Below are 17,915 nucleotides of genomic sequence, written 5' to 3' on the forward strand. Positions count from 1 at the left end.
CGCGTTACAGCACCACCCGGCCCGCCGTGCCGACCGGGCACTGCTTCTTGCCCTTCGCGTCCAGCATGATCCGCGCGCCGATCAGATATTCGCCTGCGGCGGGATTGGGGACATGGCTGGTGACGCGGAGCTGGGACGGATCGCTGACCCCCATGTTGACGACGGTTCCCGGCCAGCGATCGCCGTTCGAAAAGGCGATGAACGTCACGGGCGAACCGATGGTGAGCCTGCTATAGGCGCTGCGGCCCACGGTGAAATAGGCGAAGAAGGACGAACAGTCGGCCAGCATGTAGATCGGATCGCCTTCACGCAGCGACTCCCCGGGGGCGGCGACCTTCGCCCAGACCCGGCCGTCGATGCTCGCCTGCAACGGAAGCTGCAGCCGCCGCATGGCGCCGGCCTTGCCATCGCCGCTCAGCTTTTGCGCCTTGGCCAGCGCTGCGGTCAAGTTCTCCCTCTCGCCCCGCAATTCGCTCAACGCCAGATTGAGATCGCTCAGCCGCTGGGTCGAATATTGGACATTGCTGTAGCCGTTGTTGAGGAACAGCCCTTGGCCCGCGGCATGCGCCTCGATCAGGTTCGTGCGTCGGCGTGCCATCGCCGCATTCCTGTCCGCCAGGGCGGCGCGCTGATCCTGTTCCGCCTTCTCAAGTCCGGCTGCGCTGATGAAGCCGCGGCCGGCGAGGGCGCGGGTGCGGTCCAACTGTTTCTGCGCAAAGGCCAACCGAGCCTGCGCGGCCGACAGTTGGGCGGAGCTTTCGTCCGCGACGGCATCCATCTGCACCAGCTTTTCAGATCGGTAGACGCCCGATTCGCGGCGGATATGGTCGGCGTCAGCCCTGAGGGCTGCCATCCGGCCGTCGATACTGGCCAGTTTCGCCTTGAGCTGGTCCACATCTTCCGATCCGGCACGGACGGCCGCCGACAGGCCCACCGGCGCGGCGAAGCTCCCCAGCAATTGGTTCCGCGTCACGCGGTCGCCGACGTTCGCGCCCAGCCGGTCGACTTCGCCGGAGATCGGCGCCCTGACCAGGCCCATGTCCGCCACCAAAGTGGTATTGTAACCCGCCGTGAAGATAAAGCTGCGCACCAGCACTGCGACGGCCATGACCAGCAGAAGGCCGCCGACCAGCATTCGCCGCGGTAGGTGGAACCATTGCCGCCCGTCGCCCTCGGCCAGCCGCAATTCCTTTGCACCATCGGATGGAAATTTGGCTTCTACGCTCATTTCGTCCCCAATCTGATGGACGAATCATACATGGACATGGTTAAGAAAGGTTGGAGGCGCCGCCTGCCGGCTTCATGCCCCGGCCCGGCGCCGGGCCGGAACTATCGCGCTGCACCAGCCTGAAGGTGAAGTGCGGCGCGTCGGCGGAGCCGCCCGCGAGCGCGTCGATCACGGCGCTGCCCATCGCCTCCAGCGGCTGGCTGACGGTGGTGAGGGGCGGCCAGGCCGTGAGGCCGGCGGGCGTGTCGTCGAAACCGACAACAGACAGGTCCTCCGGCACGCGCAGCTTCAGCCGGTGCGCGACGGTCAGCGTGCCCAGCGCCATGTCGTCATTGGTCGCGAAGATCGCGGTGGGGCGCTCGCCTCGGGACAGCAGATGCTCGCCAGCCTTTATGCCTGATTCGAAATCGAAGGCGCCTTCGACGAACAGGGACTCCTCCAGCGGCAGGTTCGCCGCGGCCATGCCGTCGCGAAAGCCCTCGACGCGCTGCATCGCCGCCTTGTGGCTGGCGGGTGGGGTGATCACGCCGATGCGGCGATGGCCGAGGCCGATCAGATGATCCGCGATCATCCGGCCGGCCGCACGCTCCGGCGTGGGGATGTTGAAGCTTTCCGCCATCACCGATCCGGCGATGCGGGCGCAGGGCAGCTTCAGTTCGGACAGCCGCTGGAGCAATTGCGCGTCGTCCGACAGGGGCGGTACCAGGAAGACGCCATCGGGCCGCAATGCCGCGACCAGGCGGTCGAGAATGGCGAACCGTTCTTCCCCTGTCAGCGGCATCGGCTCCACCACCAGATGATAGCCCAGGTCCCGGCACCGGTTCGCCGCACCCGACTGGATGCCGCCATTATAGGAGGGCGCGGGATTGTTGTAGAGGAAGGCGATCATGAAGGATCGCCCGCCCGCCAGCCGCCGCGCGGACTGGTTGGGCCGGTATCCAAGCTGGCGGATCGCCGCCGTCACCCTTTCGCGCAGCTCCTCGCTGACATTGGGCGCCTGGTTGACCACCCGGGAGACGGTCTTGATCGATACGCGGGCCAGTGCCGCAACGTCGTGGATGCTGGGCATCAGCGGGGCTGAGCGAAAGAAAGGACGGTCATGCACCGGTCTTGCCATGGAAGGCCGATGGAGGAAACAACGTTTACCCGGATAACGGCACCGCCAGACGCCGATATTCATGCCGGAATCGTAAATATGGTACGTAAATCAGGGAAAATGGTCGCGGGGAGCCGTGAAAATTGTCCTTGATCCGGCATCGGTAACGGTCTAGAGCGGAAAGACAACGTTGTCATACTCTCCAAGCAAGGCAACGGCTGTCATCCCGGGCGGCGGTCGGATGAACTGCACGCTTCAGGCCGTTGCCCGGGATGCGCTTTTCACGGTCGGCGCAGGGTCAGCAGGACTTTCAGGCCGGGACCGTTATCCGCCAGCGTCACCATGCCATGATGCAGCCGCGCCACCGCTTCCACCAGGGACAGGCCCAGCCCCGATCCCGGCTTGCCGCGCGCCGGGTCGAGCCGGCCGAAGCGCTTCAAGGCTGCGGGACGGCTCTCCGCCGGGATGCCCGGGCCATTGTCCGCCACGGCGATGAGAAGGTCGCCACCCTCGAGCGCCGCACTCAGTTCGATGCGGTCGCCGCTTTCCGCATAATAGAGCGCGTTTTCGATGAGATTGGCGAGCGACTGGCTCACCAGTTCGCGATGGAGCGGAAAGGTCAGCGCGTCAGGCGCGGAAATGGCCAGCGCAAAGCCGCTATCCTCCACCAGCGGGCCGTAGATTTCGCCCACGTCGCGCAGCAATTCCGCAACATGGGTGTCGCGCCGCTGGTCGCCCCCGAAGCCCGCCTCGGTCCGGCTGATGAGCAGCGCCGTGGTCAACATGGAACGCAGCGTCTGCGCTTCATGATGCACCTTTTCCAAGGCATCGAGCGCGGTGTCGTCCCGCGTCTGGGCGCTGGCCTGCTCGACCACGGAGATCAGCCGCGTCACCGGGGATTTAAGGTCGTGGGCAAGGCCGTCTGTCATCATGCGAAGCTGCGTCACCAGCGCGTCGATCCGTTCCAGCATGGCGTTGATCGACTGGCCGAGCCGGTCGAAGGCGTCGCCGCTGCCATCGGTCGGCACCCGCCGGTCCAGCGCGCCCACGGCGACGTCGTTGGCGGTTTCCGCTATGTCGGAAACCTGCCGCGCCAATATGCGGCCCAGCATGATCGCGAAGCCCAGCGCCAGCACCAGGCTCATGACGAAGGCGACGGTCAGCGCCTCCTCATAGATGCGGGTAAGTTGCAGGCTGTTGGAAACGACCATGCCGGTCAGCAATTGCCCGCCGCCGCGCAGCTTCACGGGAATGACGCCCATCGGTTCCGGCGCGTCGCGGCCGATGCGGTAGAGCGACATGATCTGCCAGCGCCCGTCTGCCGCCAGCCCGGCGGGCCACGCGCCCAGATTGCCGCTGACGGGCCGTCCCGCCCTGTCGGTCAGCAGCAGCACGGCGCGCTCCCCCTCTATGGCGCGGAAACGCCGGGCGATCTCTGACCGCAGGGCCGCCGTCCCGCCGCTGCGATGGAGCGCGAGCAGGTCGTCGCGGGCATCCTCCACCGCCTGCCGGTCGGTGGCCACGACGGTGCGCTGGCTCGCCTGCTGCACGAACAGCAGCACGCCGCCGGTCACCAGGAACTGGCAGAGGAAGGCCAGCCCGACGAAGCGCCCGATGGTCGAACGGGCAAAGCCGAACCAGCGGCGGGAGGGGAGGGTCTTAGGATGGCCGGAAGCGGTCATGGACGCCGTCCCGCACGCCCTGGAGCCAATCGGCATTCAGCCCTGACGGCCTGCAAATGACGCTTTTCCGTGCTTCCGGTGCTCACATACCATGAGTAGGCTGCGCTCCGGGCCACGGAAAACCACCATTTACGGCTCGTCATCATCTGAATGTCGATCGGCTCTAACTCTCCGGTCCCAGCCGATAGCCCATGCCGCGCACCGTATGCAGCAAGGGCTTGTCCCCGCCTTCGTCCAGCTTGCGGCGCAGGCGGCTGACATGCACGTCGATGACGTTGGTGCCCGGATCGAAATGATAGTCCCAGACGCCCTCCAGCAGCATGGTCCGCGTCACCACCTGATCGGGATGGCGCAGGAAATATTCCAGCAGGCGGAACTCGCGCGGTTGCAGGTCGATGGTGCGCGATCCGCGCTTCACCCGGCGGGAAAGCAGGTCCATCTCCAGGTCCCCGTGCCGCAAATGGGTGACGACCGCGCTGCCGCCGCCGCCCCGGCGCAGCAGCAACTGGACGCGGGCCATCAGCTCGGCAAAGGCGAAGGGCTTCACCAGATAATCGTCCGCCCCGCTGGTCAGTCCTTCCACCCGGTCCTCCGGCGTGCCGAGGGCGGAAAGGATGATGACCGGCGTCTCGATCGCCGCCGCGCGCAGGGCCTTCAGCATCGCCATGCCGTCCATCGCCGGCATCATCCGGTCGAGGATGATCGCGCCATAGCTGCCGTCGCTCGCCAGGAACAGGCCGTCGCGGCCATTGTCCGCCCGGTCGACGGTGAAGCCCGCCTCGCCCATGCCCTTGGCCACATAGGCGGCGGTCGCCGCGTCGTCCTCCACCACCAATATCTTGTGGCTCATCTTTCCCCTTCCGGCCGGTCCAGCATCACCACGCGCATATGGTCCGCATGTTTCAGCCCCAGCATGATCCTCGGCTGGGGATGGTGTAGCAGATAGGCGCTGGCCTGATCCAGCGAGCGGATCGGCATGCCGTCCAGGCTGACGACGCCGTCCCCGACGCGGATGCCCAGGCGCGCCGCCTGGCCGTCGGTTTCCATGCTGGTGACGACCACGCCCGATCCCGCCGGCATGCCGTTGCTGAGGGTGATGCCGGGCAGGGCCCGGGCCTGCGCGGCCGCCACCTCCATCCGGTCGTCGCCGGCATGGCGCACGTGCAGGAAAAAGGCGCCGCTCATGACCAGCGCGCAAAGCGCCAGCGCCGCCAGAAGGACGCCCGATGCCGCGTGGCTCAGCCTCTGCCTGTCCATGCACCCGCTTTCATGGGCGGAAGGATGATCCATGGGCGCCGCCATGTCATGTTAAGCTTTGTTCATGCCGGGGCCGCGCCTTCGTGGACGGCGACGCGTCCCGTCCGCTCCAGCTTGCCCCAGCCGACGACCCAGCCGCCAATGGCCGATGCGATGGCGCGCACCACGACCCAATACATGATCTGGCGATAGACGAAGCGCTGCGCCACCAGCAGATGCGGCGGATAGCGCATGTCCCGGTTGTCGAGCGCATAGGCGGCCCAGCCGCAGAGGATGTCGACGCCGGTGAAGGCCAGCCAGTATAGCGCCATGGTCCACACATCGTTGCTGGTCTGCGCCCAGCCATGCTGGTTCACCCGGACGATGGTGCCCAGGATCGAGGTGACGAGCGCCAGGTCGATCAGCGGGGAGATGGCGGCGAACAGGATCTGGAACAGCCAGGCCTGCGGCAACCCGACCAATGCCAGCCCCGTCGGCCGCCGTTCGCGCAGGATGCGGCCATGTTTCCACAGGCATTGCAGCGTGCCGAAGGCCCAGCGGTAGCGCTGCCGGGCGAGCGCCCGGAAGCTTTCGGGCGCTTCGGTCCAGGCGACGGCTTCGGGATCGTAGGTGACGCGCCAGCCTGCCCGCTGGATCGCGATGGTGAGGTCCTGATCCTCCGCCAGCGTATCTTCGGGATAGCCGCCCACCGCGTCCAGCGCGGCGCGGCGCCACGCGCCGACCGCGCCGGGCACCACGGTCATGGCATCGAAGCCGGCGAGCGCCCGCCGCTCCAGATTCTGCGCGGTGATATATTCGACTGCCTGCCAGCGAGTGACGAGGTTCACGCGATTGCCTACCCGCGCATCCCCCGCCACCGCGCCGAGCGCGGGATCGGCGAACCAGCGGGCGAGGCGGCGGATCGTCTGCGGCTCGAACTGGGTGTCGGCGTCGAGCGCGATGACGACTTCCCCCGTCGCATCGCGCAGCGCCCGGTTCAGCGCCGCCGCCTTGCCGCCATTCCGAAGCGTCAGCAGCGTCACGCGCGGATCGTCGGCAAAGGCCCGCGCCACGATGGCGCTGGTCGCGTCCTTAGACCCATCATCCGCGACGATCAGTTGCAGGCCCGGATAGTCGCTGGCCAGCACGCGGCGCACCGAAGCCTCGATCACGCGGGCTTCGTTATAGGCGGGGATGATGACCGACACGCTGGGCCGATAGTCCGGCGGTGTAGGGCGTCCCCGCCGCGCCTGGAACCAGGCGAGCAGCGTCATCAGCACCGCCCGCGCCAGCCCCAGCGCAATCGCGACATAGAATATCCAGCCGAGCAGCGCCGAAAGCGTCGCCAGCGCCACGAAGGCGGCGACGTCGACGCGCACCGCCAGCAGGTCGCCGGCCTTGACCGGCGGCATGGCGGCCTGCTGCGGCAGCCCGGCAAGCTGCGACACCGGCACGAAGCGATAGCCCTCCGCCCTCAGTCCAGCGATGATGCGGGGCAGCGCCGCCACGGTCTGCGACCGGTCGCCCCCGCCATCGTGCAGCAGGATGATGTTGCCGGAGCGCTCGGTGCTGGCCGCATGCACCTGATCGATCACCTGCCGCACTATGGCGTCGGTGCCCGGCTGCTGCCAGTCATTGGGATCGACGTGCAGGCCGACCACCGTATAGCCCAGCTTCTGCGCCGCCAGCGCGGGGCCCAGCTCGTCCGCCGTGGTCGGCTCCGCATCCCCGAAATAGGGCGCGCGGAACAGCCGCATGCTGCGCCCGGTATAGGCCTGCACCAGCCGCTGCGTGGCGTTGAGCTGCAACCGCGTCGGCTCCTCCGACCAGGTGGCGAGGTTGGGATGGTCGTAGGTGTGATTGCCGATCTCGTCCCCGTCAGCGACGATTCGTTGCAGCAGCCCCGGATGCTCCAGCGCATTTTCCCCGATCACGAAGAAGGTCGCCGGCGTTCGGGTCCGTTCCAGCACCTTCAATATCTTCGGCGTCCATTCCGCATCCGGCCCATCGTCGAAGGTCAGGGCCAGCATCTTGCGGTTCTGCCCGCCGGTGCGCTCCACCTGATAGGGGGTGGGCAGCGCGCCATAGCTTTCCTGTTCAATCGTTCCCAGCGGCCCGAAGGCGACGGCGCGATGGCCCTGCGTCGGCGTGGCGGTGATGCGCAGGATCTCGCCCGACCCCTCGACATCGGTGTTGAGCGTGCTCGCCACGGTGCCGAGCCTGGGCCGGCCGCCGGTGCGCCAGGCGGTCAGATCCGCCCAGATGCCCGGGTCCTCGCTGCCCAGCCGCCACAGCGCGACGCTCTGGACGCCCAGGCGCTTCAGCACCAGCAGCTCGTTCCAGCTCGCGGCGGCATCCAGCATCCAGACCTGATGCCGCTGCCCCGCCTCGTCATAGGCGAAGCCCGCATTGCCGCTCGCCGCGTCGTAGAGCGGGCGCGCGGCGCTGTCATGCGCGGCGAGCCAGGCTTCATCGAGCGACAGCGCGTCGGCGGTCCCGCCATGCCAGTCATAGGCATAGCTGCCGAGCGCGACGATGATATGGTCCGCGCCGATGGCGCGCAGCGCGACCTCCGCCTGCCGCGCGAACCAGTCCTGGGCGGCGATGGGACCGGGCTGGCCGCCCTGCCAATGCTGGTCGTAATCCATCAGGATCACCCGGTCCGCCACGGCGGCGAAGCGGGCCAGCGGCCAGCCCTGTTCCCCGGCGGGAACGGTGAGCGCGATCTTCGCGCCGTGCGGCAGGGTGGCGCGCAATATGCGGAGGAAGCGAAGATAGCCGGGCATGGCGCTGTCCGGCAGGGATTCCAGGTCCATGACCAGCCCCGCCTCATGGCGGCGGGCGACATAGCCGCTCAGCTGCCGGGCAAGCGCCAGCGCCGCTGCGGGATCGCGCAACAGCCGCGCCGCGCCCGCGCCGTCCCAGCTTTCGCTGCCGATATTCTGCACCATGGGCAGCACCCTGGGTGGACGGGGCATGGCGGCGATCATGCGGTCGAACGCCGCGTCCGTCGCGACATGGATCGGCTTGCCGGGACCGGGCGCGGTGATCAAGGCCGGCACCACCCAGTCGAGCTGTCCGACATGGCGGCGCAGGGAGGCGATGCTGCTTTCATCGCCCGGCATATAGAAACCGACGTTCAGCGGACGGGCCTGCACGCGATGCTTGCCCCAATGCGGCAGCCATTTGGCGATGTCGCGCCGCAGCGAGGAGATGCCCGACAGGCGGGCCGCATGCGGCTGGGGCAGGGGCAGGGCGAGGTCGCCTTCCGACGGCACGGCGACCAATGTGGTGGCGAAGGCGATGGCGGCGAGCAGGATCAACAGCAGCGCGCCCGCCAGCAGGCGCCGCGCCCAAAGTCCCCTGCGGCCGGTGGGATCGAAGAATATGGGTCTGGTCATCGTTCGCGCTGTCGCCCTGTTTCGGGCCAGCCTTTACGCGCCCGGCCTTGCCGGGCCGATGGGCCATGCATGAACTATTGGTCATGATTGAACGGGCTGAACGAGGTCGCCCCGTCGCGCTGCCTATCGCGCTGCCTTCCACGCTGCTCCTGCCAGGTCCGTCATCCCGCCTTCCCGGGAAGCAGGGCGGCAAACAGGCTTCCCCCTCGGTCAAGCTTTTCTACCCCGCCGATCAGCAAAGCTTGAAAGACAAATCTCTACCGGCAAACTAGATAACGGCCCGTCTCGATTCGGCAGGGAGAGGACATATGGAGTGGCGATCGGCGATCGGCCGGCACTGGGGTCGCTGGAGCGACGCCGTGAAACGCGAATTGCTGCGGGAGCCGGATCGTATCTCATCGACCGTGGGCCTGAAGCGGTCGCGCCGCCCGCGGAACAGGCCGAACGGCTGGAACGCTCGCTCGAACTGCGGTGAACATGCCGGGCGGGGCTTGCCCTTTCCGTCCCTGCCTCCAATATTCCGGCCGCTTCTTGTTCTGGAGATCATATGTCAGCCACCGCCCGCGTCGCCACCCGTGCCGTCGAACCGCTTTTCCTCGACCGCTGGTCACCGCGCGCCTTCGATTCCTCCCTCATCCCGCAGGAGGATCTGGACACGATCTTCGAAGGCGCGCGCTGGGCGCCCTCCGCCTTCAACTATCAGCCCTGGCGCCTGCTGTACGCCACGCGGGACAGCGCCAATTGGAGCCGCTTCCTGGGCGTGCTGCTGCCCTTCAACCAGAGCTGGGTGCAAAATGCATCGGTGCTGCTCTACATCCTGTCGGACACGCTGATCGCCGCGCCCGGATCGGAAGATTTCAAGCCGTCGCACAGCCACAGCTTCGATGCCGGCGCGGCCTGGGCGCTGCTGGCGTTGCAGGCGACGCGGCTGGGCTATCATGCCCATGCGATGTCGGGCGTGGATTTCGACAAGGCGCGCGTGGAACTGGGCGTGCCCGACCGTTTCCGCATCGAGGCCGCCGTCGCCATCGGCCGCATCGCGGACAAGTCCATCCTGTCCGAATCGCTCCAGGCGCGCGAGGTGCCGAGCGGCCGCAAGGATATTTCGGAATTCGTCACGGCTGGCAATTTCCCGGCTTGAGGCGGGAAGGGAACGGCCTTCGCCTGTTCCGTCATGCTGAAACAGCTTGGGCATGACGGTTCCCGAATGACGCCCGCCGGTCCGCCCCGAATTCAGGTCCGCGCCAGCGCCTCCGCCGTGGCGTCCATCGTTCCCGGCTCCTGGTCGCCGGTCAGGGCATAGGACATGTCGCCGCGCCGCCAATAGGCCACGGATTGTTCCCCTTCGCGCACCGCGTCGGGATGTTCGGGCGCGGCGGTCTTCTCATGCACGGCGAAGATCGTCATCCGGTGACCCGTATCGGTGCGCACCGCCATCAGCAGCGCGGGGGCCTTGTCGGTCGGGAAGAGCTGGACGTCGGTCACATGCCAGTCGTCGGGCAGTTGCGGCATGGCGATGCGGGTGTTGAGCGCGACTTCCCGCGCATCGAAGCGGGGCGCCTCGATCTGCGAATTCATGTCGGCGCGCAGCATCGCGATCCGGTGCGAGGCGACCGCGTAGCTGACATAGGCGGGCGGCCGCTCGAACCCCACCATCCAGACCGCCAGCGCCGCCGCCAGTCCCGATGTCGCCAACCCCGCCGGCATCAACCGGCGCCAGCGGCTTTTCTGCGGTTGCGCCAATCGTTCGGCCCTGTCGGCCAGCCCGGCGGGCACTGGCCGCCGGTCCTGCGTCAGCATGCGGAGCGCGCTGCGGACGCTGAGGTCGCCCATGACGCGGGCGGCCAGCTCGGGCTGGCGCGAAAGGCGGGTTTCGACGACGAAACGCCGCTCCACATCCAGCTCGCCGTCAATATAGGCGTCAATCTCCAGATCGGTAATTTCCGGATCGGTCGGACGATCAGTCATCGCTTCCTCCTATCAGCCGGAGGCCCATCGCCCCCTGCTGCCCCTGTTCCCGCTCCCTCAATGCAGCCCGCGCCCGCGCCAGCCGCGACATCACCGTCCCCACCGGCACCCCCAAAGTCTCCGCCGCCTGCTGGTAGCTGAGGCCCTCTATCGCCGTCAGGTGCAGCACGGCGCGATGATGCTCCGGCAAGGCCGCGAATTGCCGCGCGATCTGGACCAGCCGGGCATGTTCCTCCTGCCCCGGCTCCAGCCGGTCGACCAGCGTTTCGGCAAAGCGGCCGTTGCGCCGCGCCTCCGACGCCTCGCGCCGCTTGGCGGAGAAGAAGACATTGTGGACGATCGCCAGCAGCCAGCGGCGGCGGTCGCGGTTGGGCTGGAACGTCTCCTGCCGCTCTATGGCGCGGACGATCGCGTCCTGCACGACATCGTCGGCGTCCTGCTCGTCGCGGGTCAGCGACCGGGCATAGCGCCGCATCGCGACCAGATCGTCCCTGATGCCGGAACCCTCGTCCATCATCGCCATGTCATGCCGCCTGCGCGGCGGGCGTGGCAAGCGGGATGTGCAGCGCCTCGGCATAGCTGCGCGCCACATCCTCCAGCACATCGTCCCAGGCGAAGCGCGCCGCCGCCTCCGCCGCCGCAGCGCCCAGCGCGGCGCGGCGGGCGGGCTGGCGGATCAACCCCGCCACCGCCGCCGCATAGGCCCCGACATCCTTGGGCGGCACCAGCAGGCCGGTGCGCCCGTCAGCGATCAGGGCCGACGCGCTGGGCACATTGGCGGAGACGATGGCGAGGCCCGATGCCATCGCCTCCAGATTGACATTGCCGAACGCCTCCGTGACGGAGGGGTTGATGAGGATGTCGGCGCTGGCGACGGCGCGGCCCAGCATTTCTCCCGACAAATGGCCCATGAAGGTGGCGTTGGGCAGCCGCTCGGCCAGCCAGTTCCGCGCCGGTCCTTCGCCCACGATCAGCGGGCGGACGGCCAGGCCCTGGGCGCGGACGGCGCCGACGGTCTCGGCAAAGACGCGCAGCCCCTTTTCCAGCACCAGCCGGCCGAAGAACAGCGGCACCATATCCGCCGCATCATAGCCAAGCCCGGACCGGAAGGCCGGATCGCGCAGCGCCGGACGGAAGCAGGCGGGGTCGATGCCGCGCCCCCAAATGGCGATCCGCCCTCCGCCAAGCCGCTCCGCCATATCCCGCGCTATGGGCAGGGTAGGGCAGAGGATGCGGTCGCAATCGCCATAGAAGCGGTCGAGATAGCGCTCCACCGGTCCGCGGAGGAAGGACAGGCGATAATAGTCGAGATAGGTTTCGAAGCGGGTGTGCAGGCTGGCGACTACCGGAATGCCCAGCGCCCGGGCATGATTCTGCGCCTGCCGCCCCAGCAGGTCCGGGGCGGAGAGGTGGACGATGTCGGGCGCGAAATCCTCGAAATCCTGACGGGCGGCGCGGGTGAAGCCCAGGGCGATGCGATATTCCGGGCGGCCGGGAATGCTGATCGATCGGACGGAGCGCACCTCGCCCACCGACGCGAACGCCTTGCGCGGCGCGGTGGGCGAATAGATCCGCACCTCCGCCCGCACGCGATGCAGCAGATAGGCGACCAGCCGGTTGAGCGCCTGGTTGGCGCCGTCGCGCACGCAATCATAATTGCCGGAAAACAGCGCGACCCGCAGCGGACGGCCCAACGCCGCCGACAGCGCAAGGCGGGATTGAGAAAGGCGCATAGGGTCGGCACGAAGGTCGGCGGCATGGTTCATGCCCGGTATACGCGGGGGGAGGGTGGTCTATTCCCTCCGTTTACAGCAGGCGGGCCGGCGCTAGATTGAAGAGGTGATTCCACACCGCCACCATTCGTCATGCTGAACTTGTTTCAGCATCCATTTATCCCCACGAACCGCGGTCTCGGAAGGCGCGATGGATGCTGAAACAAGTTCAGCATGACGGAAGGAGGCGGGCTTCACGCCGACTTCGCACAACCCTGATACTAGCCTTCCTCGCGGCGCTCATCGCAGGCGCCGCCGGCTATTGCCATTATCTCGGCTATCCCAACGGGCGAATCTTCACCCCGGTCCCCGCTGCCGCACCCAGGGAAGACGGCACCGTCGCGGTCTTCTTTTCCGGCGACATGGGGTTCAACGCAGGCATGGGCCCGGTGATCGCCCACCATATGGCGCAAGGCGGCGTCCCGGTGCTGGGCGTCAATTCGCTGGCCGCCTTCGCCCGCCGCCAGTCGCCGGAGGAAAGCGGCAGACTGGTGGAGCAGGCCGCCCGCCGCGCCCTGGCTCAGCCCGGCGCGCGAAGGCTGGTGTTGGCCGGGCAATCCTTCGGCGCGAACATGCTGCTCGCCGGGCTGGAGCGCCTGCCGCCCAGCCTGCGCGCCCGCGTCGCCATGGTCGCGCTGATCGTCCCCGCCGACACCATGCTGTTCCGAGCCACGCCCGGCGGCCTGTTCGACTTTGGGGACGACGGCCCCGCCGCGCCCGCCGCCCATGCGCTCGACTGGGCGCTGGTGCTGTGCATCCATGGGATCGAGGAAAGCGGCAGCCTCTGCCCCGGCTGGCGCCAGCCCAATGTCCGCGTCGTCGGCCTGCCCGGCGGCCATTTCCTGGAGGATGATTCGGAACGGGTGGCGAAGACCCTGCTGCGCGCTTTGTCGGACGCGGGCCCGAACATTGCCAAAAATTCAGACAGCGCAGAGCCTCCCGCAATCTGAACGGGCCTAGAAGCCATGATCGTTCCGGGAAAGGATGGTTCTTATGGCGATAGGGAGGCTTTGGGCGGCGCTGGCGCTTCTGGTTGCAGCCGCCCCCGTCCTCGCGGCCAAGGTGCCCGTCGCGCAGCCCGAAGGGTTGTGGCTCAGCCCGCATGATAATGTCGCCGTGCGCACCGGGCCCTGCGGCGACCGGCTGTGCGGCTGGATCGTCTGGGCCGACCGGGAGGCGCAGGCCGACGCCCGCGACGGCGGCACCCCCCGGCTGGTCGGCACCGAATTGCTGGAGGATTATCGCGCCGAGGGTAAAGGGCAATGGCGCGGCACCGTCTTCGTCCCCGATCTGGGCCGCCGCTTCAGCTCGCAGATCAGCCAGCTTTCGCCGGGCCAGTTGCGGGTCAAGGGCTGCATATTGGGCGGCCTCATCTGCAAGTCGCAGCTCTGGACCCGGATAGACCGGTTGCCGGGGCAGTCATGATCCGGTTCCGCCGCGTCCGTCTCTGGCTGATACCCGGCCTGCTCGCGGCGGCAGCGCTGCTGCTGTCGACCTCCAACGCCAGCAATCCGGCGCGGGCAGCGGCCGATCCGGTGCCCGGCGCGACCGGTCCGGTCGCGGAAAGCCAATATAGCCTCCCGCCGCTGGGCCGGATCGCCGTTTACCGGCCCGCAGGCGCGCCGAGCGGCGTCGTGCTGGCGCTGTCCGACCGCCATGGCTGGGACGATGACAGCGCCGACACCGCGCGCCTGTTGGCGGCCCGCGGCGCGCTGGTGGCGGGCATCTCCACGCCCGCCTTCCTGCGGGCGTTGCAGGTTTCGCGCCGCTGCATCAACCCCAATTACGGCATCATCGCGCTGGCCCGCGACCTGCAGCACCGGCTGGCGCTGCCCATGTACGACAAGCCGGTCCTGATCGGCCGGGGCGAGGGGGCGGCGCTGGCCTATGCGACGCTCGCCGCCGGACCCAATGGTGCGTACAAGGCGGTGGTCTCGCGGGACTTCACGCCGCTTCTGGACGGCGGGCGGCCCTGGTGCCGGTCAGGGAGCCTGAAGGCCGCACCCGTGCATCATGGCTTGGCCTTCGCTCCCAGCCGCAAGCTCCCTTCGCCGTGGATCGTGCTGTCCGACGTCCGCCCCCGCCCGGCCCTGCAACGCTTCGTCGCCCGCACCGGCAGCGGCAGGCTGGTGACGGCCGCCAAGGGGCAGGGGGAAGTCGCGCTGCTCTCCCAGCTAAGGCCTTTCCTGGCCGCGCCGCCCGCCGACGCCGCTTTGCCCAGCGGGTTGCCGCTCAACATCGTCACCGACGCCGCCGCGCCGCGCACCGGCATGATGGCGGTCCTCTATTCGGGCGACGGTGGCTGGGTCGGGCTGGACAAGGATGTCGCGGGCCAACTCGCCCATGCGGGCATCCCGGTGGTCGGCATGGACAGCCTGTCCTATTTCTGGAGCCAGCGCACGCCCCAGGGCGCGGCCCGGGACCTGAGCGCGATCATCCGCGGCTATTCGCGCCATTGGCATCGCCCCCGCGTCCTGCTGGTGGGCTACAGCTTCGGCGCGGACGTGCTGCCCTATATCGTCGGCGGCCTGCCCGCCCCCCAGCGCACCCAGGTGCAGCGCCTGTCGCTGCTGGGCCTCAGCCCCGGCGCCGATTTCCAGTTTCACATGAGTAGCTGGCTGGACATGGATTCGACCCGTCAATATCCGACCGTTCCCGCCATAAAGCGGCTGCGCGGCCTGCCGATGCTCTGCGTGCGCGGAACGCTGGAGAATGACAGCGCCTGCCCCTCCATTCCCCAAGGGTTGGCGCAGATGGTGGTGGTGCCCGGCGGCCATCATTTCGATCGCAACGCCCCGCTGCTGGTGACTCATATGCTCAAGGGGCTGACGATATGATCCTGGTCGAGCGGATCAAGGCCTGGAAAGCGCCGCTGACGGTCGCCGTCACGCTGGCGGTGGCGGCGCTGGGGCTGGTGGCGCTGCACGGCCTGTTGGCGGAAGTGCGGCTGAAGGACATCCGCCATGCCGTGCATCTGATCGCCGGCTGGCGGCTGGCGGCGGCGCTGGCGCTGACGGCGGCGAGCTACATCGCGCTCACCTTCTACGACTATGTCGCGCTGCGGATCGTCGGGCGGCCCCTGCCGTGGCGGACGGCGGCGCTGGCGTCCTTCTGCAGCTACACGCTCAGCCATAATCTGGGCCTGTCGCTGCTGACCGGCGGGTCGGCGCGCTACCGCATCTACACCGCCGCCGGGCTGGAGGGCGGCGACATCGCCCGCATCATCGCCTCGGCGGGCCTCTCCTTCTGGGGCGGGGTGTTCGTGCTGGCGGGTGCGCTGATGCTGGTCCATCCGGCCACCATCGGCATCATGGGATGGACGATCGGCATGCCGTGGCAAAGGCTGGCGGGGGGCGCGATCCTGCTGACGGCGGCGGCGGTCCTGCTCCTCCTTGCCCGCCCCGCCCGCGCCCCGCGCCTGTTCGGCTGGCGGCTGGCCCTGCCGACCCAGGGGCAGGCGCTCGCCCAGATCGGCGTCGCCTGCATCGACCTTGCCGCCGCCAGCGCCGCGCTGTTCATCCTGGTGCCCGGCATCGCCCCGGCGCTCTATCCCACTTTGTTCCTGGCCTATGGGCTGGCGGTCATCGTCACTCTGGTCAGCCATGTGCCCGGCGGTTTGGGCATATTCGAGGCGGTGATCGTCGCCACCCTGCCCGATGTGGACAGGCCCAGCCTGCTCGCCGCGCTGATCGCCTATCGCCTGATCTATTATCTGATCCCGCTGCTGCTGGGCGTCATCGCCATCGCCCTGCATGAAGGCAATGGCTGGCGCCACCCGGTCAGCCGGGTGCTGGACGGCGCGCAGGCCGCCGCGTCCGGCATGGCGCCGGTCATGCTGTCGCTGCTGGTGGCGGTGGGCGGCGTGATCCTGCTGATCTCCGGCGCGCTGCCTGCGATCCAGCACCGCATGCGCATCGTCACCGGCTGGCTGCCGCTGACCTTCATCGAAGCGTCCCATTTCGCCGCCAGCGTCATCGGCACGCTGCTGATCCTGCTCGCTTCCGGCCTCTACCGCAGGCTGGACGCCGCCTTCTGGATGACGCGGGCGCTGCTGCTGGCGGGGGCGATCTTCTCGCTGATCAAGGGGCTGGATTATGAGGAAGCGAGCGCGCTGCTGCTGATCGCCGCGCTGCTGCAATGGACGCGGGGCGCCTTCTACCGCCGCACCAGCTTCACCGCCGAAGCGCTGACCCCCGCCTGGATCGCGACGCTGGCCGTGGCGGTCGGCCTGTCGATCTGGATCGGTTTCTTCGCCTATAAGCATGTCGATTATCAGAACGACCTGTGGTGGCATTTCGGCCCGCACGCCAACGCCGCCCGCTTCCTGCGCGCAGGCCTTGCGACCGCGGTGCTGGCGGTCAGCGCCGCCTTCTGGCGCATGTTCCGCCCCGCGACCGCGCCGCGCCTCGCCGACCGCCCGTCCATCACGGCCAGCGCGGACGCGCTGGCGCTGGCCCAACGGACCGACGCACTGCTGGCTACCACCGGCGACAAGCTGTTCCTGACCTCCGGCACCGGCCGCGCCTTCGTCATGTACCAGGTGCAGGGACATAGCTGGATCGTGATGGGCGACCCCGTGGGCGACCGATCGGAATGGCCCGACCTGCTGTGGCAGTTGCGCGAAAGGGCGGATGCAGAACAGGGCCGCCTGCTGCTCTACCAACTGAGCCTCGACGCCCTCCCGCTGGCGATCGACCTTGGCCTCGCCATCGTCAAATATGGCGAGGAAGCCCGCGTCGACCTGCATCATTTCACGCTCGACGGGCCGGACGCCAAGCCGCTGCGCTATGCCGAACGCCGCGCCATGCGCGAAGGGGCGACGTTCGAGATCGTGCCGGCGGGCCGGGTGCCCATGCTGATGGCGGAATTGAAGGCGATCTCCGACCAATGGCTCGCCGCCAAAGGCCATGGCGAAAAGGCGTTCAGCGTCGGCCGCTTCGACCCCGCCTATATCGCCGCCTGCGATTGCGCCCTCGTCCGGCAGGAGGGACGGATCGTCGCCTTCGCCAATATCTGGGCCATCGCCAATCGCCGCGAACTGTCGGTCGACCTGATGCGCCATGCGGATGAGATGCCCTATGGCACGATGGATTTCCTGTTCATCCGCCTGATGCAATGGGGCCGCGAACAGGGCTATGACTGGTTCACCCTGGGACTCGCGCCGCTGTCGGGCATAGAGGCGCGCCGTCTGTCGCCCTTCTGGGCCAAGGCGGGCGCCTTCTTCTTCCGCCATGGCGAAAGCTTCTACGGTTTCGAGGGGCTGCGCGCCTATAAGGACAAATATGCCCCGCGCTGGGAACCCCGCTTCATCGCGGGGCCAAGCGGCATATCCCTGTCCCGCGCGATGATCGACCTGCAAAAGCTGGTCGGCGGCGGACCGGGCAGCGCAGCGACAAGGACGCGGCGGCGCAGGACGCATGCACCGCCGGCGGCGGGCCTGCATGATGAGGGAGGCCAGTCATCGGGACGGCTGGCAGGGGCGGATGTGGGTTGAGATTTTCGGCTTGCCGGCTCGGAAGCGGGTGACGCAGA

General features: G+C 68.2%; 15 protein-coding genes. 6 read left to right on the forward strand and 9 right to left on the reverse strand.

Annotation, left to right across the window (positions count from 1 at the left end):
• Positions 1 to 4: 4 nt before the first annotated feature.
• The 6 genes from TZ53_RS12570 to TZ53_RS12595 form a co-directional block, all read right to left on the reverse strand.
• Positions 5 to 1,228, reverse strand: a complete 1,224-nt coding sequence (locus TZ53_RS12570) for an HlyD family secretion protein (RefSeq protein ID WP_238320054.1) — start codon at positions 1,226 to 1,228, stop codon at positions 5 to 7.
• A gap of 40 nt (positions 1,229 to 1,268) precedes the next feature.
• Positions 1,269 to 2,297 (reverse strand): LacI family DNA-binding transcriptional regulator, encoded by a 1,029-nt coding sequence (locus tag TZ53_RS12575; protein ID WP_044661491.1) that lies wholly within the window; start codon positions 2,295 to 2,297, stop codon positions 1,269 to 1,271.
• A 308-nt stretch (positions 2,298 to 2,605) separates the two neighbouring features.
• The gene (locus TZ53_RS12580) at positions 2,606 to 3,898 is read right to left on the reverse strand and encodes a sensor histidine kinase (RefSeq protein WP_044663019.1); all 1,293 of its coding nucleotides are present in this window, start codon (positions 3,896 to 3,898) and stop codon (positions 2,606 to 2,608) included.
• A 271-nt stretch (positions 3,899 to 4,169) separates the two neighbouring features.
• On the reverse strand, positions 4,170 to 4,856 hold the full coding sequence (locus TZ53_RS12585) for a response regulator transcription factor (RefSeq protein WP_025549336.1): 687 nt from the start codon (positions 4,854 to 4,856) through the stop codon (positions 4,170 to 4,172).
• Positions 4,853 to 5,296 carry a PDZ domain-containing protein gene (locus tag TZ53_RS12590; protein WP_082718659.1) on the reverse strand — a complete coding sequence of 148 codons (444 nt, stop codon included), beginning with the start codon at positions 5,294 to 5,296 and terminating at the stop codon, positions 4,853 to 4,855. Before TZ53_RS12590 ends, TZ53_RS12585 begins: the two co-directional genes overlap by 4 nt.
• A gap of 29 nt (positions 5,297 to 5,325) precedes the next feature.
• Positions 5,326 to 8,643: a glycosyltransferase gene (locus tag TZ53_RS12595; protein ID WP_044661492.1), complete on the reverse strand. Its 3,318-nt coding sequence runs from the start codon at positions 8,641 to 8,643 to the stop codon at positions 5,326 to 5,328.
• Positions 8,644 to 8,956: 313 nt separating this feature from the next.
• On the opposite strand from TZ53_RS12595, the gene TZ53_RS26805 reads away from it, so the two are divergent.
• Together TZ53_RS26805 and TZ53_RS12600 are read left to right on the forward strand one after the other, a co-directional pair.
• Positions 8,957 to 9,118 (forward strand): hypothetical protein, encoded by a 162-nt coding sequence (locus TZ53_RS26805; protein WP_157009809.1) that lies wholly within the window; start codon positions 8,957 to 8,959, stop codon positions 9,116 to 9,118.
• Between the two features lie 72 nt (positions 9,119 to 9,190).
• Positions 9,191 to 9,784: a nitroreductase family protein gene (locus tag TZ53_RS12600; RefSeq protein ID WP_025549334.1), complete on the forward strand. Its 594-nt coding sequence runs from the start codon at positions 9,191 to 9,193 to the stop codon at positions 9,782 to 9,784.
• Between the two features lie 92 nt (positions 9,785 to 9,876).
• Here the strand turns inward: TZ53_RS12600 and TZ53_RS12605 are convergent, their stop codons facing one another.
• Genes TZ53_RS12605 through TZ53_RS12615 form a run of 3 tightly spaced genes read right to left on the reverse strand, consistent with a single transcriptional unit; the run spans position 9,877 to position 12,344 of the window.
• Positions 9,877 to 10,611: an anti-sigma factor family protein gene (locus TZ53_RS12605; protein WP_025549333.1), complete on the reverse strand. Its 735-nt coding sequence runs from the start codon at positions 10,609 to 10,611 to the stop codon at positions 9,877 to 9,879.
• Entirely contained in the window at positions 10,604 to 11,134 is a 531-nt protein-coding gene (locus tag TZ53_RS12610; RefSeq protein WP_084694371.1) for a sigma-70 family RNA polymerase sigma factor, read from the reverse strand. The genes TZ53_RS12605 and TZ53_RS12610 overlap by 8 nt, the downstream gene beginning before the upstream one ends.
• A gap of 1 nt (position 11,135) precedes the next feature.
• Positions 11,136 to 12,344 (reverse strand): glycosyltransferase family 4 protein, encoded by a 1,209-nt coding sequence (locus tag TZ53_RS12615; protein ID WP_044661493.1) that lies wholly within the window; start codon positions 12,342 to 12,344, stop codon positions 11,136 to 11,138.
• Positions 12,345 to 12,538: 194 nt separating this feature from the next.
• On the opposite strand from TZ53_RS12615, the gene TZ53_RS12620 reads away from it, so the two are divergent.
• The 4 genes from TZ53_RS12620 to mprF are packed head-to-tail and all read left to right on the forward strand — an operon-like array spanning position 12,539 to position 17,877.
• Positions 12,539 to 13,333 carry an AcvB/VirJ family lysyl-phosphatidylglycerol hydrolase gene (locus TZ53_RS12620; RefSeq protein WP_044661494.1) on the forward strand — a complete coding sequence of 265 codons (795 nt, stop codon included), beginning with the start codon at positions 12,539 to 12,541 and terminating at the stop codon, positions 13,331 to 13,333.
• Between the two features lie 43 nt (positions 13,334 to 13,376).
• Complete coding sequence (locus TZ53_RS12625; RefSeq protein WP_044661495.1) at positions 13,377 to 13,808, forward strand: DUF2147 domain-containing protein; 432 nt, start codon at positions 13,377 to 13,379, stop codon at positions 13,806 to 13,808.
• On the forward strand, positions 13,805 to 15,220 hold the full coding sequence (locus TZ53_RS12630) for a virulence factor family protein (RefSeq protein WP_052628197.1): 1,416 nt from the start codon (positions 13,805 to 13,807) through the stop codon (positions 15,218 to 15,220). The genes TZ53_RS12625 and TZ53_RS12630 overlap by 4 nt, the downstream gene beginning before the upstream one ends.
• Entirely contained in the window at positions 15,217 to 17,877 is a 2,661-nt protein-coding gene (mprF, locus tag TZ53_RS12635; protein WP_238320056.1) for a bifunctional lysylphosphatidylglycerol flippase/synthetase MprF, read from the forward strand. The genes TZ53_RS12630 and mprF overlap by 4 nt, the downstream gene beginning before the upstream one ends.
• The last annotated feature ends 38 nt before the right edge of the window (positions 17,878 to 17,915 follow it).

This window comes from Sphingobium sp. YBL2 (assembly GCF_000943805.1).
GTDB classification, from domain to species: Bacteria; Pseudomonadota; Alphaproteobacteria; order Sphingomonadales; family Sphingomonadaceae; genus Sphingobium; species Sphingobium fuliginis.